The sequence below is a fragment of the Paraburkholderia sp. 40 genome (assembly GCF_050434105.1).
GTDB lineage: Bacteria > Pseudomonadota > Gammaproteobacteria > Burkholderiales > Burkholderiaceae > Paraburkholderia > Paraburkholderia tuberum.
The window spans coordinates 1,212,172-1,235,050 of the sequence record NZ_JBNPVY010000004.1 but is presented as its reverse complement, the minus strand read 5'-3'; the positions used below and the strand labels follow the sequence as shown (position 1 = coordinate 1,235,050).

The 22,879-nt window shown below is 63.9% G+C and carries 20 protein-coding genes, 5 tRNA genes and 1 pseudogene; 19 read left to right on the top strand and 7 right to left on the bottom strand.

Features of this window, described 5'->3' with window-relative positions:
• Positions 1-48 precede the first annotated feature (48 nt).
• The 4 genes from OKW28_RS27310 (at position 49) to OKW28_RS27295 (ending at position 4,621) form a co-directional block, all read left to right on the top strand.
• A complete protein-coding gene (locus tag OKW28_RS27310; RefSeq protein ID WP_429450338.1) occupies positions 49-1,086 on the top strand; it encodes a microcin C ABC transporter permease YejB in 1,038 nt (345 codons plus the stop codon).
• Positions 1,086-2,192 (top strand): ABC transporter permease, encoded by a 1,107-nt coding sequence (locus tag OKW28_RS27305; protein ID WP_429450337.1) that lies wholly within the window; start codon positions 1,086-1,088, stop codon positions 2,190-2,192. The genes OKW28_RS27310 and OKW28_RS27305 overlap by 1 nt, the downstream gene beginning before the upstream one ends.
• Entirely contained in the window at positions 2,189-3,820 is a 1,632-nt protein-coding gene (locus OKW28_RS27300; RefSeq protein WP_429450336.1) for an ABC transporter ATP-binding protein, read from the top strand. Before OKW28_RS27305 ends, OKW28_RS27300 begins: the two co-directional genes overlap by 4 nt.
• Before the next feature lie 135 nt (positions 3,821-3,955).
• Complete coding sequence (locus OKW28_RS27295) at positions 3,956-4,621, top strand: C40 family peptidase (protein WP_429450334.1); 666 nt, start codon at positions 3,956-3,958, stop codon at positions 4,619-4,621.
• Between the two features lie 113 nt (positions 4,622-4,734).
• Here OKW28_RS27295 and OKW28_RS27290 read toward each other — a convergent pair whose 3' ends face one another.
• The gene (locus OKW28_RS27290) at positions 4,735-5,682 is read right to left on the bottom strand and encodes a patatin-like phospholipase family protein (RefSeq protein ID WP_429450333.1); all 948 of its coding nucleotides are present in this window, start codon (positions 5,680-5,682) and stop codon (positions 4,735-4,737) included.
• Positions 5,683-6,169: 487 nt separating this feature from the next.
• On the opposite strand from OKW28_RS27290, the gene gltX reads away from it, so the two are divergent.
• The 8 genes and pseudogenes from gltX (at position 6,170) to OKW28_RS27250 (ending at position 10,317) form a co-directional block, all read left to right on the top strand.
• Positions 6,170-7,579: a glutamate--tRNA ligase gene (gene gltX, locus OKW28_RS27285; protein ID WP_429450332.1), complete on the top strand. Its 1,410-nt coding sequence runs from the start codon at positions 6,170-6,172 to the stop codon at positions 7,577-7,579.
• 120 nt (positions 7,580-7,699) lie between these two features.
• Positions 7,700-7,775, top strand: a tRNA-Ala gene (locus OKW28_RS27280).
• Between the two features lie 187 nt (positions 7,776-7,962).
• A tRNA-Glu gene (locus OKW28_RS27275) sits at positions 7,963-8,038 on the top strand.
• 90 nt (positions 8,039-8,128) lie between these two features.
• Positions 8,129-8,205: transfer RNA gene (locus OKW28_RS27270), tRNA-Asp, on the top strand.
• Positions 8,206-8,266: 61 nt separating this feature from the next.
• A tRNA-Glu gene (locus OKW28_RS27265) sits at positions 8,267-8,342 on the top strand.
• An 80-nt stretch (positions 8,343-8,422) separates the two neighbouring features.
• Positions 8,423-8,499: transfer RNA gene (locus tag OKW28_RS27260), tRNA-Asp, on the top strand.
• A gap of 443 nt (positions 8,500-8,942) precedes the next feature.
• A pseudogene (locus tag OKW28_RS27255) lies at positions 8,943-9,730 on the top strand (reverse transcriptase domain-containing protein); the annotation flags it as partial.
• 122 nt (positions 9,731-9,852) lie between these two features.
• Positions 9,853-10,317 (top strand): GNAT family N-acetyltransferase, encoded by a 465-nt coding sequence (locus tag OKW28_RS27250; RefSeq protein WP_018417609.1) that lies wholly within the window; start codon positions 9,853-9,855, stop codon positions 10,315-10,317.
• A gap of 47 nt (positions 10,318-10,364) precedes the next feature.
• Here the strand turns inward: OKW28_RS27250 and OKW28_RS27245 are convergent, their stop codons facing one another.
• The gene (locus tag OKW28_RS27245; RefSeq protein ID WP_429450331.1) at positions 10,365-11,264 is read right to left on the bottom strand and encodes an AraC family transcriptional regulator; all 900 of its coding nucleotides are present in this window, start codon (positions 11,262-11,264) and stop codon (positions 10,365-10,367) included.
• Between the two features lie 182 nt (positions 11,265-11,446).
• Between OKW28_RS27245 and OKW28_RS27240 the strand changes: the two genes are divergently transcribed.
• The gene (locus OKW28_RS27240) at positions 11,447-11,848 is read left to right on the top strand and encodes a gamma-glutamylcyclotransferase family protein (RefSeq protein ID WP_184066255.1); all 402 of its coding nucleotides are present in this window, start codon (positions 11,447-11,449) and stop codon (positions 11,846-11,848) included.
• A 128-nt stretch (positions 11,849-11,976) separates the two neighbouring features.
• Here OKW28_RS27240 and aceB read toward each other — a convergent pair whose 3' ends face one another.
• Complete coding sequence (gene aceB, locus OKW28_RS27235) at positions 11,977-13,569, bottom strand: malate synthase A (protein ID WP_429450328.1); 1,593 nt, start codon at positions 13,567-13,569, stop codon at positions 11,977-11,979.
• A gap of 81 nt (positions 13,570-13,650) precedes the next feature.
• Positions 13,651-14,457, bottom strand: a complete 807-nt coding sequence (locus OKW28_RS27230) for a haloacid dehalogenase type II (protein ID WP_429450326.1) — start codon at positions 14,455-14,457, stop codon at positions 13,651-13,653.
• Between the two features lie 151 nt (positions 14,458-14,608).
• On the opposite strand from OKW28_RS27230, the gene OKW28_RS27225 reads away from it, so the two are divergent.
• Positions 14,609-15,511, top strand: a complete 903-nt coding sequence (locus OKW28_RS27225; protein WP_184004033.1) for a LysR family transcriptional regulator — start codon at positions 14,609-14,611, stop codon at positions 15,509-15,511.
• Positions 15,512-15,638: 127 nt separating this feature from the next.
• Entirely contained in the window at positions 15,639-16,073 is a 435-nt protein-coding gene (locus OKW28_RS27220; protein WP_090800630.1) for a universal stress protein, read from the top strand.
• A gap of 270 nt (positions 16,074-16,343) precedes the next feature.
• Here OKW28_RS27220 and aceA read toward each other — a convergent pair whose 3' ends face one another.
• The gene (aceA, locus tag OKW28_RS27215) at positions 16,344-17,648 is read right to left on the bottom strand and encodes an isocitrate lyase (RefSeq protein ID WP_187615533.1); all 1,305 of its coding nucleotides are present in this window, start codon (positions 17,646-17,648) and stop codon (positions 16,344-16,346) included.
• 401 nt (positions 17,649-18,049) lie between these two features.
• The gene (locus OKW28_RS27210; RefSeq protein WP_429450325.1) at positions 18,050-19,645 is read right to left on the bottom strand and encodes a DEAD/DEAH box helicase; all 1,596 of its coding nucleotides are present in this window, start codon (positions 19,643-19,645) and stop codon (positions 18,050-18,052) included.
• An 8-nt stretch (positions 19,646-19,653) separates the two neighbouring features.
• Here OKW28_RS27210 and OKW28_RS27205 point away from each other — a divergent pair, with 8 nt between their 5' ends.
• Positions 19,654-19,977, top strand: a complete 324-nt coding sequence (locus OKW28_RS27205; protein WP_184049052.1) for a hypothetical protein — start codon at positions 19,654-19,656, stop codon at positions 19,975-19,977.
• A gap of 167 nt (positions 19,978-20,144) precedes the next feature.
• Here OKW28_RS27205 and OKW28_RS27200 read toward each other — a convergent pair whose 3' ends face one another.
• Positions 20,145-20,414 carry an acyl-CoA-binding protein gene (locus OKW28_RS27200; protein WP_429450324.1) on the bottom strand — a complete coding sequence of 90 codons (270 nt, stop codon included), beginning with the start codon at positions 20,412-20,414 and terminating at the stop codon, positions 20,145-20,147.
• Between the two features lie 167 nt (positions 20,415-20,581).
• Between OKW28_RS27200 and tsaB the strand changes: the two genes are divergently transcribed.
• The 3 genes from tsaB to OKW28_RS27185 are packed head-to-tail and all read left to right on the top strand — an operon-like array spanning position 20,582 to position 22,879.
• Positions 20,582-21,418, top strand: coding sequence for a tRNA (adenosine(37)-N6)-threonylcarbamoyltransferase complex dimerization subunit type 1 TsaB (gene tsaB / locus OKW28_RS27195; RefSeq protein WP_429450323.1), 837 nt, complete (start codon positions 20,582-20,584; stop codon positions 21,416-21,418).
• Positions 21,415-21,909 (top strand): ribosomal protein S18-alanine N-acetyltransferase, encoded by a 495-nt coding sequence (rimI, locus tag OKW28_RS27190; RefSeq protein WP_018417621.1) that lies wholly within the window; start codon positions 21,415-21,417, stop codon positions 21,907-21,909. Before tsaB ends, rimI begins: the two co-directional genes overlap by 4 nt.
• On the top strand, positions 21,896-22,879 hold the full coding sequence (locus tag OKW28_RS27185; protein ID WP_429450321.1) for a uracil-DNA glycosylase: 984 nt from the start codon (positions 21,896-21,898) through the stop codon (positions 22,877-22,879). The genes rimI and OKW28_RS27185 overlap by 14 nt, the downstream gene beginning before the upstream one ends.

Here is a 22,879-nt window from a genome sequence, read left to right as displayed (position 1 = left end):
CCGCAGATCCATCGCCCCCACCAACGCGTTCGCACTGGAACACCGCCTATGTGGAACTACATCCTCAAACGCCTGCTGCTGATGATCCCGACGCTGCTCGGCGTGCTGACGCTGACCTTCGTCGTGATCCAGTTCGTGCCGGGCGGCCCCGTCGAGCAGATGCAGCACGAACTGCGCAAGGGCGCGGAGGGCGCCTCGCCGTTCGGGCTGCGCTCGCATAGCGGCGTCGATGCGCAACAGATCGCGCAACTGAAGCAGCTGTACGGCTTCGACAAACCGCCGCTCGAACGCTACGTGCTGATGCTCAAGCGCTTCGCGACCTTCGATCTCGGCCAGAGCTATTTCCGTCATCAGAGCGTGTGGTCGCTGATCGTGTCGAAGCTGCCGGTGTCGATCAGCATCGGCCTGTGGACGTTCTTTCTCACCTATCTGATATCGGTGCCGCTCGGCATCGCGAAGGCGGTGCGCAACGGCTCGCACTTCGATATCGCGACGAGCCTCGTCGTGCTGGTCGGCTACGCGATTCCGGGCTTCGTTCTCGGCGTGCTGCTGCTCGTGCTGTTCGGCGGTGGCACGTTCCTGCAGCTGTTTCCGCTGCGCAACCTCACTTCCGACAACTGGGACCAGTTGAGCGTCGTCGGCAAGATCCTCGACTATCTATGGCATATCACGCTGCCGATCACGGCGTCGGTGGTGGGCAGCTTCGCGGTCGTCACGATGCTGACGAAAAACGCGTTCCTCGACGAAATCCGCAAGCAGTACGTGCTGACCGCGCGTGCCAAAGGTTTGTCCGAGCGGCGCGTGTTGTGGAAGCACGTGTTTCGCAATGCGCTGCTGCCGCTGATCGTCAATTTCCCGGGCGCGTTCATCGGCGCGTTCTTCACCGGCAGCCTGCTGATCGAAACCCTGTTCTCGCTCGACGGGCTCGGGTTGCTGTCGTATGAATCGGTGATGCGGCGGGACTATCCGGTCGTGCTCGGCACGTTGTATCTGTTCACGCTGATCGGCCTCGTCACGCGGCTGATCTCCGACCTTTGCTATGTGTGGGTCGATCCCCGCATCCAATTCGAACAACTGGAGCGCTGATGAATCGAGCCCGCCTTTCCGCCGACGCGGCGGCGCGCACCGAACCCGCGCGGGCACTGATGTCGCCGTCGCCGGCGCGTCGCGTGTGGCATCGTTTTCGCCAGCAGCGTCTCGGCTACTGGAGCCTGATCATCTTCGTCGTCGCGTTCGCGGCGAGCCTCGTGGGGCCGCTGTGGTCGAACGACAAGCCGGTCGTCGTGCGCTACGACGGCCATCTGTACTTCCCGCTCGTCAAGACCTACGCCGAGACCACCTTCGGTGGCGACTTCCCCACGCCGACCGATTATCTTGATCCGTACATCCGTCACCGCTTCGATGCGCGGGGCAACTTCGCGCTGTATCCGCCCAATCATTACTACTACGACACGCTCAATTACTTTTCGAAGGCGCCCAACCCGGCGCCACCGTCGCGCGAGAACTGGCTCGGCACCGACGACCGCGGCCGCGATCTGTTCGCGCGTCTGCTGTACGGTTTCGGCGTGTCGGTCGTGTTCGGCCTCGTGCTGACCGTGATCAGCACGATCGTCGGCATCGTCGCCGGGGCAGTGCAAGGTTACTTCGGAGGGCGAACGGATATCGTCGGGCAGCGTCTGATCGAGATCTGGAACGCGATGCCGCAGCTCTATCTGCTGATCATCTTTTCATCGATCTTCGAGCGCAGCTTCGCTCTTTTGATCGTGCTGCTGTCGCTGTTCAACTGGATCGGCCTGTCCGACTACGTGCGCGCCGAGTTCCTGCGCAATCGCCAGCAGGACTATGTGCGCGCCGCGCGCGCGATGGGCTTGTCCCATTGGCAGATCATGTGGCGTCACGTGTTGCCGAACAGTCTGACGCCGGTCATCACGTTCCTGCCGTTCAGCATGAGCAGCGCGATTCTCGCGCTGACGAGTCTCGACTTCCTCGGCCTCGGCGTGCCGCCGCCGACGCCGAGCTTGGGCGAACTGCTCGCTCAGGGCAAGGCGAATCTCGACGCGTGGTGGATCTCGGTGTCGACCTTCGGCGTGCTGGTGGCGATGCTGCTGCTATTGACCTTCATGGGCGACGCGCTGCGCAACGCGCTCGACACGCGTATCTCCGATGCGATACACGCCGGAGGTGGTCAATGAGCGCGCTGCCGCAAATCGATCCGCAATCGACGGACACGCCGCTGCTCGAACTCGACCATCTGCGTGTCGCGTTCGGCGACACGGTGGCCGTCGACGACGTCACGCTCGCGATCGCGCGCGGTGAACGCGTCGCGCTCGTCGGCGAGTCGGGCTCGGGCAAGAGCGTGACCGCGCTGTCGGTGCTGCGCCTGCTGAACGACGCGCAGGTGAGCGGGGCGATCCGCTTCGATGGCAAAGATCTGCTCGCGAAGAGCGAGCGTGCGATGCGTGGCCTGCGCGGCTCGGACATCGCGATGATCTTCCAGGAACCGATGACCGCGCTCAATCCGCTGTATGCGATCGGCGACCAGATTGCGGAAACGATCGTCGTGCATGACGGCGTCAGCGCGACCGAAGCGTGCAGGCGGGCGGTCGCGCTGCTCGCGCGCACCGGCATCACCGAGCCGGAGAAGCGCATCAACAGCTACCCGCATCAGCTGTCGGGCGGGCAGCGGCAGCGCGCGATGATCGCGATGGCGCTCGCCTGCCGGCCGCGCCTGTTGCTCGCCGACGAGCCGACCACCGCGCTCGACGTGACGATTCGCGCGCAAATCGTCGAGCTTCTGCTGGAACTGCAGCGCGACGAAGCACAAAAGCGCGGCACGGCCGTGCTGCTGATCACGCACGACCTGAACCTCGTGCGTCACTTCGCGCAGCGCGTCGCGGTGATGGAGCGAGGCGTGCTGGTCGAAACCGGCACGGTCGAGCAGGTGTTCGAGGCGCCGCGCCATCCGTATACCCGGCGGCTGCTCGCGAGCCGGCCGCAGCGCGAGGTCGTGCCGGTGCTGCCGATCTCGCCGGTGCTGCTCGAAGCGCGCGACGTGGCGGTCGACTTCAGAACGAAGCTGCCTGGCCTGCGTGGCTGGTTCGGCGCGGGGCGGTTTCGCGCGGTCGACGCGGCGAACGTGTCGGTGCGCCAGGGCGAGACGCTCGGGATCGTCGGTGAATCGGGATCGGGCAAGTCGACGCTCGCGATGGCACTGCTCGGTCTGCAGCGCACCGCGCATGGCGAGATCCAGTTTCAGGGCAGGGTGCTCGCGAGCTATCGCGGCGCCGAAAAGACCGCGCTGCGCTCGAATATGCAGGTCGTCTTTCAAGACCCTTTTAGTTCGCTTTCGCCGCGGCAGACGATCGAGCGGATCGTCGGTGAGGGGCTCGCGCTGCATCGGCCGCAGATGACTCCGCAGGCGCGGCGCGACAAGGTCGTCGCGGTGCTGCGCGAAGTCGGCATCGACCGGACCGCGCTGTATCGCTATCCGCATGAATTTTCGGGCGGGCAGCGGCAGCGCATCGCGATCGCGCGCGCGCTGGTACTGGAGCCGCGCGTGCTGATCCTCGACGAACCGACCAGCGCGCTCGACGTATCGATCCAGCAGCAGGTGCTCAAGCTGCTCACCGGTTTGCAGCACAAATACAACCTCGGCTTCGTGTTCATCAGCCACGACCTGGAAGTGATCGGGGCGATGGCGCATCGAGTCGTGGTGATGCAAAACGGATCGATCGTCGAGACCGGCGAAGTCGAGAAGATTTTTGCTGCTCCCGCGCATCCTTACACGCGAAAGCTGCTGAAAGCGGCGCTTGATCGTTGATTTTTCACCTTTCCCCAATTGAGTGCGCCTGTCGATTGATTTTTCCTATTCCTTTTGACAGGCAAATACTTACTGGCTAGTATCGAGCAAACTTTTTTTCTAGACCCCTGATTTTTTGGCAAAAACTACCGACCAATGCAGCACAGAAACTTCACCCAGGCTTGCACGCGCGTCGTCGCCGGGATGTTCATTGGCGTCTTGATGGCAGCAGCTCCCGGCGCGTTCGCCGACGAAGTAAGCAGTTTTAGTCAGAATGCCTCATATTCGACCGCCAACGGCTCGGATCCTCTCTCCCTTCTCACTCCCCAAACCAAGGCCGCAGGCAGCGAAAGCGGCGGCGCCAAATCGTTCCTTTCGGGAATGGCCGGCAAAGCGGGCGACGTGGTGGTCGGCGCGTTGAACATGATCGGCGTTCGCTACCGTTGGGGCGGCAATACGCCTGATTCCGGGCTCGATTGCAGCGGTTTCGTGCGCTACGTGTTCCAGGACACGCTCGGTCTCGCGCTGCCGCGCCGTGCCGAGGAAATGAGCCGCCTGGGCGAGAAGGTGCGGGTAAGCGACCTGAAACCGGGGGACCTGGTGTTCTTCAATACGATGCGCCGCACGTTTTCGCACGTCGGCATCTATATCGGCGACAACAAGTTCGTGCACTCGCCGTCCACCGGCAGCACGATCCGCGTCGACGACATGGATGACGGCTACTGGGAAAAACGCTTTACGGGTGCGCGTCGGATCGAGACCTCGTATCAGGCCGACGATCTGCGCAAGCGCGTGACCGCGACGATCGGCGGGAATAACTGATTCGGCGCCAGGCCTGGCGATAAAAAAGCCTGCTTCGTTCGAAGCAGGCTTTTTGCGTTTGATGCGCGCATTTTTGCCATGGCGACGCACAGCGACTGTGCGTCGCCGGGCTTTCAGGCTCCCATGCGCCGCGCGGCGAGCTTGCGCTGCAACTCCGGCATCATCTTCGCGACCGCTTCCTCGCCGGCGAGGATCGCGGCGTTGCGCTGTGAGAAATCGCTGCCGCTCATCGCCGCGAGATTCGGCCGGATCACCACGTCGGCGTACTTGTCGAGCTCGTAGGCCTTGATCGTCTGGCCCATGATCGTGAAGGTCTGCATCAGCACGTCGAACGAGCTTGCCGTGACGCCGGTCTCCGGTCGCTGCGAGATATCGACGGCGATCACGAAATCCGCGCCCATCTTGCGCGCGAACGACGCCGGTACCGGGCTGACGAGACCACCATCCACGTATTCGTGACCGCCGATCTTCACCGGCTCGAAGATCGACGGCACGCTGCACGACGCGCGCACCGCGATGCCGGTGTTGCCGCGCTGGAACAGGATCGGCTGGCCGGTTTGCAGATCGGTCGCGACCACGCCAAGCGGCCTCGCCATCTTCTCGATCGGGCGGTTGTTCAGCGTCGTGTTCAGGTAGTTCTGCAGCGCGACGCCCTGCAGGAAGCCGCGCGTACGAAACGGCATCGCCCAGTCGCTGATCGACGCTTCGTCCATCGACAGCGCGAGCTTGTTCAGCGCGAAGCCGTTCATGCCCGACGCGTACAGCGCGCCGACGACGGAGCCGGCGCTCGTGCCGGCAATCAGGTCGATCTGGATATTGCGCGCCTCGAGAGCCTTGATGATGCCGATGTGCGCAAAGCCACGCGCGGCGCCGCCGCCGAGAGCGAGCGCGACGCGAACCGGCTTCTGTTGCGCTTTTTCAGGCGGCGGGGGAACGGCGGGCGTCGCGATGATCGGCGCGCCATCGAGTTTGCCGGCGGTCGTGGTGCAGGCGGCAAGCACCGCGGATGCGGCCGCCAGCGAAAAGCTGCGGCGGCTCAAGTTCGGGGATGAGGGTTTCAACGAGTTCTCCAGCAACGGCGCGGGCGACGCGAGCGGCGTCGCGCGTACCGCGATCAGGCTGAGGTCAGACCGGGCGGATCGCCGACGGCGATTGCGCACGCTGCAGCGGTGTTCGCTCCGTATCGGATCGATGTGCGGTAAGCCCGCATCGCAGCGCGCGCACATCTTAATGCAAACGATCGGCTCGCGCGGTCCGCTGTAATGAAACGTTGCAGAGGAAGTATTCGGAACTGACACGGCGCTTTTTCAAGATGGGTTGGGCGAGCGCTGGGAAGGTGCGTACGCAGATGTCCGGACGCCATTCATCCACGCGCCTTAGGTCGTTCGGACGAGGGCGGCAACCCGCGTGCGGAAGGTATAATTCGGCTCTTGTACTTATTCCCTCGTGGCCGTGCGCGACGTCGCGCGCAGCATGGGCACGCTTCGCTGCCGCGCTTCGCAGTCATGTTCGCCTGAGCGCCGGCGCCTGTTTTCCGAGTAACCGCTAATGACCACCTCCGTTCGTACCCGTTTCGCACCGAGTCCCACCGGCTTCATCCACCTGGGCAACATCCGCTCGGCGCTGTATCCGTGGGCGTTCGCGCGCAAGATGAAAGGGACCTTCGTGCTGCGGGTCGAGGACACCGACCTCGAGCGCTCCACGACCGAATCCGTCGACGCGATTCTCGAAGGCATGGCGTGGCTCGGCCTCGATTTCGACGAAGGCCCGTTCTACCAGATGCAGCGCATGGACCGGTACCGCGAAGTGCTGAAGCAGATGCAGGAGGCGGGGCTCGTCTATCCGTGCTACATGTCGACCGAAGAGCTCGACGCGCTGCGCGAGCGCCAGCGCGAAGCAGGCGAAAAGCCGCGCTACGACGGCACGTGGCGCCCGGAGCCGGGCAAGGTGCTGCCGGAGCCGCCCGTGGGCGTGAAGCCGGTGCTAAGGTTTCATAATCCGCTGACCGGCGTGGTCGCGTGGGACGACGCGGTGAAAGGCCGCATCGAAATCTCGAACGAAGAACTCGACGACCTCGTGATCGCGCGTCCGGACGGCACGCCGACGTATAACTTCTGCGTCGTCGTCGACGATCTCGACATGCGCATCACTCACGTGATTCGTGGCGACGACCACGTCAACAACACGCCGCGCCAGATCAACATACTGCGCGCGCTCGGTGGCGAGCCGCCGGTGTATGCACACCTGCCGACCGTGCTGAACGAGCAGGGCGAGAAGATGAGCAAGCGCCACGGCGCAATGAGCGTGATGGGTTATCGCGATGCGGGGTATCTGCCGGAAGCGGTCGTCAACTATCTGGCGCGCCTCGGCTGGTCGCATGGTGACGCGGAGATTTTCACGCGCGAGCAGTTCGTCGAGTGGTTCGATCTCGAGCACCTCGGCAAGTCGCCGGCGCAGTACGACCATGACAAGCTGAACTGGCTCAACGCGCACTACATCAAGGAAGCCGACAACGCACGCCTCGCCGAACTGGCGAAACCGTTCTTCGCGGAGCTCGGCATCGACGAAGCCACACTCACCCAAGGTCCGGATCTGACGAGCGTGGTGGGCCTGATGAAGGATCGGGCTTCGACCGTGAAGGAGATCGCGCAGAACGCCGCGATGTTCTATCGCACCCCGGCACCCGACGCTGAGTCGCTTGCACAGCACGTAACCGACGCGGTTCGTCCGGCGCTCGCTGATCTGGCCGCTGCATTGGATACGGTCGAATGGACCAAGGAGGCGATCGCCGCCGCGCTGAAAGCGACGCTCGGCACGCACAAGCTGAAGATGCCGCAGCTCGCGATGCCGGTGCGTCTGCTGGTGGCGGGTACGACGCATACACCGTCGATCGATAGCGTGCTGATGCTGTTCGGTCGCGACGTCGTCGTTAGCCGCATCGAAAAAGCGCTTGGCTAATCCGTTGGCGGCGTGCGTCAGAGGTTTCGCATGCCTCCGGAGAAAATTCGAATGTAATTGCTCAAAGGGTATTTACAAAGCGCAGATCGCCCTCTAGAATCTCGTTTCTCTGATGTGCGCGGGGGTATAGCTCAGCTGGGAGAGCGCTTGCATGGCATGCAAGAGGTCAGCGGTTCGATCCCGCTTACCTCCACCAACAGAGCAGAGAGGTTAAAGTGGTTAAGAAGTCTGGTGGTTGTAGAAAAAAGACTTCACAAACTGCTGAAATGTGGTTAAAGTAGCGGTCTTCGCTGTTGACCAGAAAATAACTTGGCGAATTAACTGAAAAGTTAGCGCGAGTTGATCAAGTCAAAAGTGGATTGAGACGGATCTGAAAAGATTTTGTCCCCTTCGTCTAGAGGCCTAGGACATCACCCTTTCACGGTGAGTACAGGGGTTCGAATCCCCTAGGGGACGCCAAACATCAGCGTCGCTTTAGTATTCGAGTAGTAGTAAAGCAGCGCAGCTTGCAGAGAATTAACCGACGCTCGCAAGCAGGGTGTAAAGACTGGAGTGGTAGTTCAGTCGGTTAGAATACCGGCCTGTCACGCCGGGGGTCGCGGGTTCGAGTCCCGTCCACTCCGCCAGACAAAGCCCGTTCATACATACTTGAACGGGCTTTTTCATTAAAGGTATAAGCAGTACGTTGTCCCCTTCGTCTAGAGGCCTAGGACATCACCCTTTCACGGTGAGTACAGGGGTTCGAATCCCCTAGGGGACGCCAGAACATCGGCGTCGTTCGGTTGGAAGTTTGAACGGTAGAGCACGCTGAGAGTATGGCTCGCAGGCTGCGATGCAGAATCTGGAGCGGTAGTTCAGTTGGTTAGAATACCGGCCTGTCACGCCGGGGGTCGCGGGTTCGAGCCCCGTCCGCTCCGCCAGATTTGAGAAAGCCCACTTCGCAAGACGTGGGCTTTTTTTATTGTGCGCCCAGCATGGGCGCAATCCTGCCAGTGCAAGTCCCGCCATAAGCTGGTCACAGCGAATGAAGTGAAGCGCAACTGCATGAGGGCGGCCGAATGTGGGAAGGAAGCGTGGAGCGTAAATCGCGAGCCGATGAACAAGAACTGCATAGAAGGCGTTGCCAGGCACGGCGGGCGAGCAATAGACCGCGAAGCTCTTGTGACCAAGGCGAAGCGGCGTAAATGCGGCGGCTGTGCGATGAAGGAGTGCGCTCTTACCTGGGGAGATTTCGCCTCATGCCTGAAAGGGCGACGGCGTCGAGCCGGAGCTAGAAGTCAGCAGAGGCCGTAGTAGTCGCAGGACAGATCGGTGAGACTGAAGCTGGTGATGAAGGGCCGAACGGGAGGGAGTGTCCAGCGCCATGTCGATGCGACAGGAATTGCGTCAGATGCCCGCGCAAGCGGGCGATCGGAGGCACGCACGGTGAAGCTGCCTATTTCCGTGAGCGACGAAGCCTGTTGCCCGCGCCATGAATCCGGGGACACAGGGTCATCGCTGTCATCGCTGCTGGTAGCGGCGTTGACGAGAGAGAACCTGAAGCACGCGTTCAAACTGGTACGGGCCAGCAAGGGAGCCGCTGGCGTGGACGGTCTGGACATTGACCAGACGTTGCGCCTTCTGGTGACAGCGTGGCCCGCGATCCATGAACAGTTGCTGAAGGGGACGTACCGGCCCAGTCCGGTACGGCGGGTGACGATCCCGAAACCGGACGGAGGTGAGTGCGAGCCTGGCATCCCGACGGTAACGGACCGGCTGATCCAGCAGGCGCTGCGGCAGGTGCTGCAGCCGGTTTTGGACCCGACCTTCAACGAGGAGAGCTACGGCTTCCGGCCCGGACGGCGTGCGCACGACGCGGTGCTTGCCGCGCAGTCGTACGTGAAGTCGGGCCGGCGAATCGTGGTGGACGCTGATCTCGAGAAGTTCTTCGACCGGGTCAACCACGACATCCTGATTGACCGTCTACAGAAAACGAATTGGCGAGGCCAGCGTGATCCGGCTGATCCGCCGTTGCTGGCCAACGTGTAGCTCGACGTGGTGGACAAGGAACTGGAACGGCGCGGCCACTGCTTCGTGCGCTGTGCCGACGATGCGAACGTGTATATCCGCAGCCGTCGTGCTGGTGAGCGGGTGATGGCGCCTGCACATAGGACCGTAACCGTCCGTTTCTACTGCCGTTGCCGGCCGCCTCCCGGAAGGCTCGGGACAAACAGCCATTGCCAGCGCGCGCGGCATGTTTTACCGTTTATCCGACTCATCCTCGCGGTCCTGCCATGTTCGATCCCACCGAAGCTCCGTCACCGTTTCATCTGCGCACGGCCAGCATGGACGATTTCGAGTTTGCCGAGGCGCTGACCCGCAACAACATGGGCGGCTACTATCGCCGGCATCATCTGGTGTGGCGCAGCGATCTGTTTCTCGGCAGTTGGCGCGAATCGGAGAATTTCATTCTCGAAGTGGATGGCGTGCCGATGGGCGTGCTGCGTATCACCGAGGAGGGTGATTCGCTGCATATCCGCGACGTGCAGATCGCCGAAGGATATCGTCGGCTTGGCGCCGGTACGTTTCTGCTCGACATCTCGCATCAATGGGCGCGCGAGCGCGGGCTGCGCGAGTTGCAGTTGCGCGTATTCGTCGACAATCCGGCGGCGCGGCTCTATCAGCGCAAGGGCTATAAGCTCGCCGGGCCGCGGCTAGCGCAGCTAGGCGCAATCCGTCATCTGGCGCGGCGGGTTTGAGGCGTGCCCCGCATTGATGGCCGACGCGCAGCGCTAGTTGTCGCCATTCACCGCTCGGCGACGTCCGTCGAACCGGCTTGATCCTGTGCCGTTTCATCATCCGCTTGCGCGTCATCATGCTCGCCGTTGCTCGCGCGATGCTCGGCGCCTCGCTCGATAAACGCGCGTGGACTCGCGCCGAACGCACGCCGGAACATCGCGGAGAAGGCGCTCTGGCTCTGATAGCCCAGTTCCTGCGCGACGTGCGACAGCGGCCGTCCCTGGCTCAACAATGGAATGGCGCGCGCGAGAATCGCCTGCTGACGCCACTGCGAAAAACTCACACCCAGCTCCTGGCGGAACAGCCGCGCGATCGTGCGCGTGCTCGCGCCCACCGTCGATGCCCACTGCTCGAGCGACTCGCCATGCATCGGGTCGGCGATCACGGCCTCGCACAGCGCGCGCAGGCGCTTTTCGCTGGGCATCGGCACGGACAGCGGCAACGGCTCGGAGCGCGTCAGTTCATCGAGCGCGAGCGCGCCGAGCACCTGCTCGCGCGCGGCGGACAGGCCAGGCGTATCGAGCGCGGCAATCACCTCGCGCAACAGGTTCGATACTTCGACGACGCGCGGCGTATCGAGCCCGGCCGGCACCGTACTCTCGGTGATGTACAGCGTGCGCAGGAACGCATCCTCGACGGCGACCACTTCGTGCGTCACATGCGGCGGCAACCAGATTGCGCGCGATGGCGGCACCATCCATGTCGTGCCTGTCGTTGCGACCCGCAGCACGCCGCGCGACGCATACGCGACCTGCGCCCAGGCATGCGTATGACGCGCGATATGCCAGCCCGCCGGCATTGGCCGCGAGCGCACGCGGATCGGATGCATCTCGTTCGGCGCGAACTCGGGCGGTATGTCGGCGAAACGCACGCGGCTCAACAAGTCTGAGTCGGAGGACGAGGTCATGGCAAGGTCGGTTCGGATCACGGAGCTGGCAACGGCGAAGCGCGGTCGAGGCCATTCACCGCCGCGGGCATCAAGCATTGTAGGCCGTGCCCAGTTTCTGTTGCCGACGGGCCGCCGTTGCATAATGTCCCGATGGCCGCCGAGCCACCGACATCACCTCTGACCATGGAGACTCAACGACGATGCAGACCGTCTTTGTCTACGGCACGCTGCGTGCCGGTGAAACCAACGACATCAGCGAAGCCGCCGCGCGCAACGACATCCCCGCACCGAGCCTGCTCGGCAGTACCACCGTGCGCGGCCATCTGTTCGATTTTGGCGCCTATCCGGGTCTCGTCGTCGACGAAGCGGGCATCGACGTGCGCGGCGACGTCTATGAAATCGACGATGCGCTCGTCGCGGTGCTCGACGAAATCGAAGCCGTGTATCCGGGCGTCGAGGATCGTTTTCTGGCACGTGAGGTGATGGTCAAAGTGGACGGCAACGTCGTGAATTGCCGCTTCTATCCGGTCGCGCCAAGCGCCGTAAAAGGGCTGCCCGAAATCCGTTCAGGAGATTGGGTCGAACATCGGCGCACGCGCTGAGCTGGTCCACGAAGGCGAGCAAAAAAAAACGGCGCGCCACGTATGTCCGCGGCGTGCCGTCGTTCAAGCCGAGGGGATCACCTGGCTCGAGCAGGCCCAAGGCGCTCGAGCCCGCATCATCAACACCATCAAATCTCTTCGTAAAGCGGCAGCGTCAGAAAATCGGTGAACTGCTCCGCGGTCGACATCTGCTCGAAGATCTGCGCGGCACGCTCATACGGCTTCGTATCTCCGCCCACCGTCTGTTTGACCTTGTCGAGTTCCTGCGCCGCGAGCTCGCGCACCAGTTCGACTGTCACCTTGCGACCGTCGTCGAGTTTGCCCTTCGGCGAGCGGATCCACTGCCAGACCTGCGAGCGCGAAATCTCGGCGGTGGCCGCATCTTCCATCAGGTTGTGAATCGGCACACAGCCATTGCCCGCGAGCCACGAACCGAGGTAGTGAATGCCGACGTTGATGTTGTTGCGCAAGCCCGCTTCGGTGATCGGCGTTTCCGGGCGGAAGTCGAGCAGGTCGGTCGCGGTCACGAGCACGTCGACGCGCTGCTTGCCGAACTGGTTCGGCCGATCGCCGAGCACCTTGACGAACTCTTCCATCGCGACCGGCACAAGGCCCGGGTGCGCGACCCAGCCGCCGTCGTAGCCGTCGCCCGCGTCGCGCGCCTTGTCTGAACGCACGCCGGCCATCGCCTTGTCGTTCGCGGCCGCATCGTTCTTGATCGGAATCAGCGCGCTCATGCCGCCGATCGCCGGCGCGTTGCGGCGATGGCAGGTCTTCAGCAGCAGCAACGCGTACGCGCGCATGAACGGCGAGGTCATCGTGATCTGCGAGCGATCGGCGAGGCAGAAGTCTCGGTCGCTCTTGAACTTCTTGATCGCCGAGAAGATGTAGTCCCAGCGGCCCGCGTTCAGGCCCGAGCTATGTTCACGCAGCTCGTACAGGATCTCGTCCATTTCGAACGCGGCGACGATCGTCTCGATCAGCACCGTCGCGCGAATCGTGCCGCGCGGCACGCCGACCGCTTCCTGCGCGGCGACGAAGATGTCGTTCCACAGCCGCGCTTCGAGATGGCTCTCCATCTTCGGCAGATAGAAGTACGGGCCCGAGCCGCGCGCGATCAACTCCTTCGCGTTGTGCACCATGTACAGCGCGAAATCGAAGATGCCACCCGACACGCGCTGGCCGTCGACCTTCACGTGCTTCTCGTCGAGATGCCAGCCGCGCGGACGTACGATCAGCGTCGCGGTCCTGTCGTTGAGCCGGTACGCCTTGCCGTTCTGTTCGAGCGAGATCGTGCGGCGCACCGCGTCCTTCAGATTGATATGACCGGTGATCTGATTGTCCCAGCTCGGCGCGTTCGAATCCTCGAAGTCGGTCATGTAGGAGTCGGCGCCCGAATTGAGCGCGTTGATGATCATCTTGCGCTCGACGGGGCCGGTGATCTCGACGCGCCGGCACTGCAGATCCTGCGGCAGCGGCGCGATCTTCCAGTCGCCTTCGCGCACGCTCTTGGTGGCGGCGAGGAAGTCGGGCCGCTCGCCCGCGTCGAGCCGCTTCGCGCGCTCGACGCGCGCCTGCAGCAACTGCTGACGGCGCGGCTCGAACGTACGGTGCAAGGCCGCGACGAGTTCCAGCGCTTCGCGGGTGAGGATCGCGTCAAAGCCGGGCTTGATGTCGCCGGTGATTTCCATGCCTTGCGGCAACGACAGCGAATTAGCCATGTTTTCTCCTTGGTCGGTCAGATTGCAAAAATGCGAAGGTTGAAAAGGGGGGAAGTGGATTGCCGAATGCGAGGGGCGCCGTCATACGCGCGGGCCGGCGCGCTTGCGACTGCCACTGCCAGGAACTTTCGTTCGACGGCCGCCGCTCGAGCGTGACGACGTCGCGAGTGTGCGCAGAAAGTCCAGCAGATCGTTCATGCCGCTACCGGTGCCATGCGGCGTCACGCCGAGCTCTTCGACGGGCAGGTTCTGCCGGTTCAGCCAGAACGTCGTGAAGCCGAACCATGTCGCGCCCGCGACGTCCCAGCCGTTCGACGACACGAACACGATCTCGCGCGCGGCCACGCCGAACGCGTCGGGGCCGAGCGCATACGCGGCAGGCGAGGGTTTGTACGCGCGCACGGCGTCGACCGACAGCACGTGATCGAAGAGGGCGTTCATGCCGGCGCTCTTGACCGCGATGTCGAGCATTTGCGGATTGCCGTTTGACAGAATCGCGAGCCCCACGCGTGGCGCGGCGGCGGCCTCGCGCAACGCGCGCAGCACGGGCACCGCGTCGGGAAATGCGGACAGGCACGCGTATTCGTCCATCAGCCGCTTTTCGGCCGCGCGGCCGAGCGTGAGCTGCAGTCTTTTCGCGGCGAAGCGCAGCGCGTCGAGCGTGATGTCCCAGAACGGGCGGTAGTGTTCGCCGGGGGCGTCGCTGCGCGCGGCGAGCGTGCGCAATTGCGTGTATTCGATCTGCTTCTGGCGCCACAGCTGCGACAGCGCGTCGCCGTGGCTGGGGAACAGTTGCTCCGCGGCGGCGATCACCGAATGCACGTCGAACAACGTGCCGTAGGCGTCGAAAATCACTGCTCGCGGGGAAGGTGTCGTTGTGGCCGACATTGCCATGCGCTCCTGTCAGAGGTCGGGATCGATTGTATTGGTGACCTTAGGTGCTAAAAAATAGGCTAAAGATCACTTGTTCTTTTACTTTTTCGTATCTAATCTGACGCGCACTGCCCACTTTTCCGCCTCGCCGCGGCGCGTATCGTTCATGGACCGTTTCAAGCAGATCGAGACCTTCGCCACTGTCGCGGCCAAAGGGAGCCTGTCCGCGGCGGCGCTCGCCGAGGGCGTCGCGCCCGCGATCATCGGCCGGCGCATCGACGCACTGGAGGAGCGCCTCGGCGTGAAGCTGCTCGTGCGCACGACGCGCAAGATCACGCTGACCTTCGAAGGCTCGGCCTTTCTCGAAGACTGCCAGCGCATTCTTCACGACATGCAGAACGCCGAGGCGAGCGTGTCGGCGGGCGGCGTGAAGGCGAGCGGCCATCTCCGGCTGTCGGCGCCGGCCGGCTTCGGGCGCCGGCACGTGGCGCCACTGGTGCCCGCGTTCACGGTCGCGCATCCGGACGTGTCGATCACGCTCGATCTGTCCGACCGTCTCGTCGACCTCGTCAACGAAGGCTTTGATTGCGCGGTGCGGCTCGGCGAGTTGCCCGATTCGTCGCTGGTGTCGCTGAAGCTCGCGGAGAACCGCCGCGTATGCGTCGCGTCGCCCGCGTATCTGAGCCGGCGCGGCGCGCCGCACAGCCTGGCCGATCTCGCGCGCCACAACTGCCTCGCGCTCGGCGCCAGCGCGAACCAGCAGCGCGGCTGGATGTTTCAGCACGACGGCAAGGTCGTGTCGATCAAGGTATCCGGCACGATGGAGTGCTCGGACGGCGCGGTGCTGCACGAATGGTGTCTCGCCGGACACGGGCTCGCGTGGCGCTCGTGGTGGGAGGTCGGCGCGGAGATCGCGACGGGCCGCCTCGTCAGCGTGCTCGACGAATTCGCCGCGCCGCCGATCGGCATCCACGCGGTGTTCCCGCAGCGCCGTCATCTGCCGCTGCGGGTGCGGCTGTTTCTGGACTTTCTCAAGCATACGTACGGCGAACCCGGTTACTGGGACTGATGCGCCAATCTCCAGACAGACGCGGATACCCGCATTCATACGCATTACAATCGTTTCGAGCAGCCTGCACCGTGGGCTTTGGTGGACGCTGACGCCGTGCTGCGGGCAGCCGGCGACGGAGGGGATCATGTTCAGGCACATCCTGGTTCCGACCGATGGTTCAGATCTGTCACGCAAGGCGATAGCGGGCGCGATCGACCTCGCGCAGGCCGTGGGCGCCCGCGTTACCGCATACGCCTGTCTGCCCCAATATCCGTACTCGCCGTTCTCCGATGTCGTGGTCGAACCGCCAGGCGAGTTCCTGCAACGCAGCGAGCGCGAGGCGCGCGTGCATCTGCGCGAAGTCGAGCATGCGGCGCACCGCGTCGGCGTCAGTGTCGAGAGCCGCACGAGCGTGCATCCGGCGCCGTATCTCGGCATCATCGAAGCGGCCGAGCAGGGGCGCTGCGACGTGATCTTCATGGCATCGCATGGGCGGCGCGGGCTCGGCAGCCTGCTGATCGGCAGTGAAACGCAGCGCGTGCTCACGCATACGAAAATTCCTGTGATCGTCTATCGCTGAATCGCTTGGCACTGCCGGCAGCGTGCCGGCATGCACCGCCTTCGAAAAAAAGCGCGCCGGCGGCGCTGCCGGCGCGTTCAGGTTCGCCGCACGCTTGCCGCGTGCTGGCTTCTTTGAGACTCTCCGGCCGTCGGCGTTCGCGCTGACGCTCCTGCCAATCCAGGACGGCACGGCCCTCCCTGCGTCGGCGGCACTCTGGTGGTGCCGCTCGACGTTTGCCGATCGTTCCTGCGCTCAGGCCACGGGACTGCATAACCCCACTGGTTGATCTCAGGCGACCTTCTTGTCGAAGAACTGCTCGTTTTCCGTCGAACCGTGCAGCGCGGTCGTCGATGCTTCGCGCTCGACCGTCTGCGTGACCGCGTCGAAGTAGCCGGTGCCGACTTCGCGCTGATGCTTGACCGCGGTGAAGCCCTTTTCGGCCGCCGCGAACTCCGCCTGCTGCATTTCGACGAACGCGGTCATCTGGTTGCGCGCATAGCCGTACGCGAGGTTGAACATCGAGTAGTTCAGCGCGTGGAAGCCGGCCAGCGTGATGAACTGGAACTTGTAGCCCATCGCGCCGAGTTCGCGCTGGAACTTCGCGATCGTCGCGTCGTCGAGGTTCTTCTTCCAGTTGAACGACGGCGAGCAGTTGTACGACAGCAGTTGGTCCGGGTACTCCTTGTGGATCGCGTCGGCGAATTTCTTGGCGAACTCGAGGTCCGGCTTGCCGGTTTCGCACCAGATCATGTCTGCGTACGGCGCATAGGCGAGGCCGCGCGAGATTGCCTGTTCGAGACCGGGCTTCGTGCGATAGAAGCCTTCGACGGTACGCTCGCCGGTCAGGAACGGGCGGTCGTTGTCGTCGATGTCCGAGGTCACGAGGTCGGCGGCTTCCGCGTCGGTGCGGGCGAGCAGCACGGTCGGCACGCCCGACACATCGGCAGCCAGACGCGCGGCTGTCAGCTTCGCGACGGCTTCGCGGGTCGGCACGAGCACCTTGCCACCCATGTGACCGCACTTCTTGACCGATGCGAGCTGGTCTTCGAAGTGCACGCCGGACGCGCCCGCTTCGATCATCGCCTTCATCAGTTCGAACGCGTTCAGCACGCCGCCGAAACCGGCTTCCGCGTCGGCCACGATCGGCGCGAAGTAATCGACGTAGCCTTCATCGCCCGGGTTCTTGCCTTCCGACCACTGGATCTGGTCGGCGCGCGTCAGCGTGTTGTTGATGCGCTTGACGACGAGCGGCACCGAGTTGGCCGGATACAGCGACTGGTCCGGGTACATTTCACCGGCGACGTTGGCATCGCCCGCAACCTGCCAGCCCGACAGATAGATTGCCTTCAGACCAGCCTTCACCTGTTGCATCGCCTGGTTGCCGGTCAGCGCGCCGAGCGAATTGACGAACGGCTCGTTGTTGACGGCGGCCCACAGCTTTTCCGCGCCGCGCTTCGCGAGCGTGTGCTCGGGCTGCACCGAGCCGCGCAGACGGACCACGTCTTCGGCCGAGTAGGTGCGTTTGACACCTTTCCAACGCGGGTCCGCTTCCCATTGCTGCTTGAGTTGTTGCACTTGCTGTTCGCGGGTCATGGTCATGATGTGCTCCTTCGATGCCAGTTATGGAGGATGGGTGACTCTGTCTTCTCGAAGCGTCGGGCCCGGAGAGGCGTTCTGTTTCGTGAAGTCTTATATAAGAGTCTAGGCAAATCGAAGGACGCGCAATAGACGCCGCAAAGCGTTTTCCCAATATTTATTTTTATATAAAATCAATGACTTGATACCTGCGTTTCACGATAAGAAACGATATTTTCCCTGTTGCAATAGTCCTTCTTGTGCTTTGCAGCATGATTTTTTACGACGCAAAAAAATTTTTTACATCGTGAAATTTGGGGCGGCCAGTCGACAGACGAAAAAAAACCGGCGCCCGAGCGCCGGTTTTCTTCAGTGTCACGGACGGCGCGAAGCCATCCGGTCGGTCAGGTGGGTCGCTATTAGCTGCCGCGACGTGCCGAACGGGGACCGTCGTTGCGGCGCGCGCCGTAGCCGTCACGCGAACCGTAGCCGTCGCGCGAGCCACCGCCGAAGCCTTCGCGCGAACCGCCGGCCGACTTGTTACCCCAGCCATTGCCATTGCCATTGCCATTGCCATTGCCAGTACCGTTACCGCTGCGCGAGCCGCCATAGCCGCCCGGCTTGCCCGAGCCGCTGCCGAAGCGACGGCCGTTACCACCGGGACGGCCGCGGCCGCCGAAGCCAGGACGGCCATTGCCCGAGGGCGGCGCCTTGCGCGGCTCGAAGCCTTCGACGACGTTGACCGGAAGCGGCGTGCGCACGAAGCGCTCGATGCGCTTCAATGCGCCCTGTTCGGCGTGATGCACGAGGCTCACGGCGATACCCGAGCGACCCGCACGGCCGGTACGGCCGATGCGGTGCACGTAGTCTTCGGCGAACTTCGGCAGGTCGTAGTTGAACACGTGCGTGATGCCCGGGATGTCGATACCGCGAGCGGCGACGTCGGTCGCAACCAGCACGCGCACGCGGCGCTCGCGCAGTGCGCGGATCGTGCGGTTACGCGCGCCTTGCGGCAGGTCGCCGTGCAGCGCGGCCGATTCGAAGCCGGCGTCGGCCAGACGGCCCGCCAGCTGGTCGGCGTCCATCTTGGTGGCCGTGAAGACGATCGCCTGGTCGAGGCCGTCGTCACGCAGCAGATGGTCGAGCAGACGGTCCTTGTGATCGCGGTCATCGACGTAGTGGACGGTTTGCGCGATGTTGGTGCGCTGTTCCATGCGCTGGACGATCTCGATCCGCTCCGGGTCCTTCAACAGACGGCCGGTCAGCGAGCCGATCTTGCCGTCGAGCGTGGCGGAGAACAGCATGGTCTGACGCGTAGCCGGCGTTTCGGCGACGATCGTGTCGATGTCGTCGATGAAGCCCATGTCGAGCATGCGGTCGGCTTCGTCGAGCACGAGGATCTGCAGTTGCGACAGATCGATGCGGCCGCGCTCGAGGTGGTCGATCAGACGGCCCGGCGTCGCGACGAGGATTTCAGGGTTCTTCGCGAGCAGCATCAGCTGCTGGCCATAAGCGACGCCGCCGAGAATGCTGACGGTGCGCAGGCGCTTCAGGTGCTTGCCATACGTCGCGGCGGCGGTCGTGACCTGCATCGCCAGTTCGCGGGTCGGGGTCAGCACCAGCATGGTAGGACGCGCAACCGGCTGCGGACGACGGCCGCGGCCACCGTCGACCGGGCGCGGTTCGCGCGGCTGGCTCGCCTGCGTCTTTTGCAGCTGCGAGAAGCGCTCGATGGCGGGCAGCATGAACGCGGCGGTCTTGCCCGAGCCGGTCGGGCTCGAAACCAGCAGATCGCGGCCGGCGATACCTGCTGGCACCGCGCGTTGCTGCACCGGTGTCGGGTGCTCGTAGCCGGCGGCGGTCAGCGCGGAAACGACGTCCGCGGACAGGCCGAGCGACGCGAAGGTCGGCTTGGCGTCAGCCTGCGCGGCGGCTTCGGGAGCGGCGGGCGAAAGACCGAGTGCTTCGTCGGCGATGGTGTTCAACGGGCTGCTGGGGGTGTTGCTCAAAGTCATGTGAATCCTTGAAAACGATCCTGGGTGGTTCATCGGATGAAAACGTCAACGCCAATCGGCATACCCAAGTCGTCGGATTCAGCGAGCAAAACAGCAGCGAGCAAATCGAAAAACGGGGGCAACTCGCGACAATGAAGGCGAGTTTTTCGTTAGAAGCTGTATCGGATGCGACGTGCCAACATGGCGAGTCGCCAGCCTGGGACTTGAGCCCGGAGCGGGCTAGGCAGAAGGGGACAGGTTCTAAACTGGATTGGAGCAAACGCTATGGACGCTGCGCCGCGAGGACCGCTGGAAAAAACGGGCAAAGCAGTGAAGCGCAGGCGGCATTATAGCGACATTTGCTGCACTGCGCCACCATTCAGGCAATTCCGACAGAAGAAAAGTGCCGGAATGAAGTAGGCGAGTGAGGGCGGCGGCCCGGAGCTTCGTGTCCGAAATCGCCGCGATGCCGCAGCATTGCCAGACGGCCATTTCGGCAGATGATTGGCGCGCCGGAAATTCAGGCCGCGGTGCCGCTCTTCAGCGATTCGACGAGTTCGACGTATTGCTGCATCGCAGCGTCCTGCGTGGTGCCCTTGAGCGCCGCCCATGCATCGTACTTGTATTTGCCGACGATGTCGGTGAAGCCCGGCTTGTCGCCGTGCACGTCGCCTTCGCTCGCCTGCTTGAAGAGCGCATAGAGACGCAGCAGCGTCAGGTTGCCCGGACGCTCGGGCAGTTGCTTGACGTCTTGCTGGGCTTGCTCGAACTGGGAATTGATGTCGGTCATGGTCGTTTGGCCCGCGTGGCGGGATAGATGAGATCGGCCGAAAATCATATCAATTGCCCGCCGCCCCGGGACCGAGGGCTTATTCCAAACGATGACGGCCGCGAAGCCGGGCGGCGCGGCCGCGCAAACCACGATTCAGGGGCACCGCGCCGATTACAATACGGTCCATGACTCAAACAGTGCTCCTCGCCCTTGATACATCGACCGAGTTCTGCTCGGCGGCGCTCGTGTCCGCGTCCGTCGATGCCGCCGGTCAGCCCAGCGCCGAACCGCGCGTCTGGGTTCGCCACGAACAAACCGGCGTGGTGTCCAGTACCCGCCTGCTGCCGGCGATCCGCGAACTGTTCGACGAAGCCGGCCTCACGCTGGCGGATTGCGACGCGATCGCGTTCGGCTCGGGTCCGGGTTCGTTCACCGGGCTGCGTACGGCGACCGGCGTCGCCCAAGGCCTCGCGTTCGGCCTGAACCTGCCGGTCGTACCGATCGGCACGCTGCTCGCGTGCGCGGAGAGCGCCCGCCTGCGCGATCCGTCGACGACGCGCGTGCTCGCCGCGCTCGACGCGCGCATGGACGAAATCTACTGGGCCGACTACGCGTGGGACGACACGCGACACGAATGGCGCACCGTGCAGACGGCGACGCTCGATGCACCCGAGCGGCTCGTGCTGCCCGACGTGCCGTTCACACTCGCCGGCAACGCGGCCGCCGCGTTCGGCGAGCGCTTGCCGGCGGTCGCGGCCGCGCGGAGCGTCGATGGCGAAGCGTTGCCCCATGCGTTGCCGCTCGCGTACGCGGCGCTGCGCGCGTTTCATGCGGGCCGCACGGTGCGCGCCGATCAGGCCGCACCCGAGTACGTGCGCGACAAGGTCGCGCAGACGACCGCAGAGCGCATGGCCGACAAAGCGGCGAAATCAGCCAAAGCGGCTCATAGCGCCGAGCAGTCCGCGCAGCACGCACCCGATGGCGGCTCCGGCGAACCGTCCCACGACGAGGCGCGCCCATGAGCGGCGTGCTGCTCACGGACCGCTACATGTCGCCGATGACCGAAAGCGACCTGGACGAAGTCGCCGCGATCGAGAAACTTGCGTATGAGTTTCCGTGGAGCCGCGGCAACTTCGGCGACTCGCTGCGCAATGGCTATTTCGGCGTCTGTCTGCGTCACGTGACGGGGACGTTGATCGGCTACTGCGTGCTGATGCCAGTCGTCGATGAAATGCATCTGCTGAATCTGTGCGTCACGCCGCAAGCACAAGGCGCCGGCGCCGGCCTCGCGCTGCTGCGCGAGGCGGTGCGCATCACGCACGCGGAGAGGCTCGAGGGGCTGCTGCTCGAAGTGCGGCCGTCGAATCATCGGGCGATCCGGTTGTACGAGCGCTTCGGCTTCGCGTCGATCGGCCGGCGCAAAAATTATTATCCGGCGCGGCATCGCGGCCGGGAGGACGCGATCGTGATGCGTCTGTCATTAGCCACGGAGGGCGCAGATGGCGCTGCATGAATCGGTGCTCGAAGAATTCGGACTCGCGCCGTTGTGGGTGCGTCGCGGACTCGCGGCGCGAGAGGAGGGCGGGCAGAGTGATGCGCTGCAGTCGCTGCGGGAACACGCAGAAGACTTGCGTCGCGCGGAGCCTGCGACGCAGACCTCGCGCGAACCGCTGCGCGCGTCCGCCGAGGTGCAGCCGTCGCAAGTGCAGCGCGAATCCACGCCGCGCTTCGACGAAACTGCAACGCAGCGCGAAACATCAGAATCGCAAACTGACTTTTCAGCCCCGCCGACTTTCGACGCCGCTTCCGAGGACGACTTCGCGTGGTTCGACGATCCAGCCGCATCGGCCCCCGCGCCCGCCGAAGCGCGCCGCGACGCGCCCGCGCTGCCGTCTACCCACACACTCGACTGGGACGCGCTCGCCGAGCGCGTCGCCGGATGCGAGGCGTGCCGGCTGTGCGAGAAGCGCACGAACACGGTGTTCGGCGTCGGCGATCACGAGGCCGACTGGATGCTGATCGGCGAAGCGCCCGGCGAGAACGAGGACCGTCAAGGCGAACCGTTCGTTGGCCAGGCCGGCAAGCTGCTCGACAACATGCTGCACTCGCTCGCGCTCGCGCGCGGCACCAACGTGTATATCGCGAACGTGATCAAGTGCCGGCCGCCTGGCAATCGCAATCCGCAGCCGGACGAAGTCGCGCGTTGTGAACCTTATCTACAGCGTCAGGTGTCGCTCGTGAAGCCGAAGCTGATCGTCGCGCTCGGCCGTTTCGCCGCGCAAAGTCTGCTCAAGACCGACGCGAGCATTTCGTCGTTGCGCGGCCGCGTGCACACGTACGAGGGCGTACCGGTGATCGTCACCTATCACCCGGCCTATCTGCTGCGTAGCCTGCCCGACAAGGCCAAGGCCTGGGCGGATCTGTGCCTCGCGCGTGCCACATGGCTCGCGAACGGCGGCGTGCCGTCGAACGAATCAAAGTGA

What these genes read in the sequence shown, in the direction of transcription:
- OKW28_RS27200 (WP_429450324.1), bottom strand. Translation starts at nt 20,414, where the DNA reads ATGACCGACATCAATTCCCAGTTCGAGCAAGCCCAGCAAGACGTCAAG.
- aceB (WP_429450328.1), bottom strand. Translation starts at nt 13,569, where the DNA reads ATGGCTAATTCGCTGTCGTTGCCGCAAGGCATGGAAATCACCGGCGAC.
- OKW28_RS27305 (WP_429450337.1), top strand. Translation starts at nt 1,086, where the DNA reads ATGAATCGAGCCCGCCTTTCCGCCGACGCGGCGGCGCGCACCGAACCC.
- OKW28_RS27185 (WP_429450321.1), top strand. Translation starts at nt 21,896, where the DNA reads ATGGCGCTGCATGAATCGGTGCTCGAAGAATTCGGACTCGCGCCGTTG.
- OKW28_RS27225 (WP_184004033.1), top strand. Translation starts at nt 14,609, where the DNA reads ATGGACCGTTTCAAGCAGATCGAGACCTTCGCCACTGTCGCGGCCAAA.
- OKW28_RS27220 (WP_090800630.1), top strand. Translation starts at nt 15,639, where the DNA reads ATGTTCAGGCACATCCTGGTTCCGACCGATGGTTCAGATCTGTCACGC.
- OKW28_RS27240 (WP_184066255.1), top strand. Translation starts at nt 11,447, where the DNA reads ATGCAGACCGTCTTTGTCTACGGCACGCTGCGTGCCGGTGAAACCAAC.
- OKW28_RS27295 (WP_429450334.1), top strand. Translation starts at nt 3,956, where the DNA reads ATGCAGCACAGAAACTTCACCCAGGCTTGCACGCGCGTCGTCGCCGGG.
- rimI (WP_018417621.1), top strand. Translation starts at nt 21,415, where the DNA reads ATGAGCGGCGTGCTGCTCACGGACCGCTACATGTCGCCGATGACCGAA.
- OKW28_RS27250 (WP_018417609.1), top strand. Translation starts at nt 9,853, where the DNA reads ATGTTCGATCCCACCGAAGCTCCGTCACCGTTTCATCTGCGCACGGCC.
- gltX (WP_429450332.1), top strand. Translation starts at nt 6,170, where the DNA reads ATGACCACCTCCGTTCGTACCCGTTTCGCACCGAGTCCCACCGGCTTC.
- OKW28_RS27310 (WP_429450338.1), top strand. Translation starts at nt 49, where the DNA reads ATGTGGAACTACATCCTCAAACGCCTGCTGCTGATGATCCCGACGCTG.
- OKW28_RS27245 (WP_429450331.1), bottom strand. Translation starts at nt 11,264, where the DNA reads ATGACCTCGTCCTCCGACTCAGACTTGTTGAGCCGCGTGCGTTTCGCC.
- tsaB (WP_429450323.1), top strand. Translation starts at nt 20,582, where the DNA reads ATGACTCAAACAGTGCTCCTCGCCCTTGATACATCGACCGAGTTCTGC.
- OKW28_RS27210 (WP_429450325.1), bottom strand. Translation starts at nt 19,645, where the DNA reads ATGACTTTGAGCAACACCCCCAGCAGCCCGTTGAACACCATCGCCGAC.
- OKW28_RS27300 (WP_429450336.1), top strand. Translation starts at nt 2,189, where the DNA reads ATGAGCGCGCTGCCGCAAATCGATCCGCAATCGACGGACACGCCGCTG.
- OKW28_RS27230 (WP_429450326.1), bottom strand. Translation starts at nt 14,457, where the DNA reads ATGTCGGCCACAACGACACCTTCCCCGCGAGCAGTGATTTTCGACGCC.
- aceA (WP_187615533.1), bottom strand. Translation starts at nt 17,648, where the DNA reads ATGACCCGCGAACAGCAAGTGCAACAACTCAAGCAGCAATGGGAAGCG.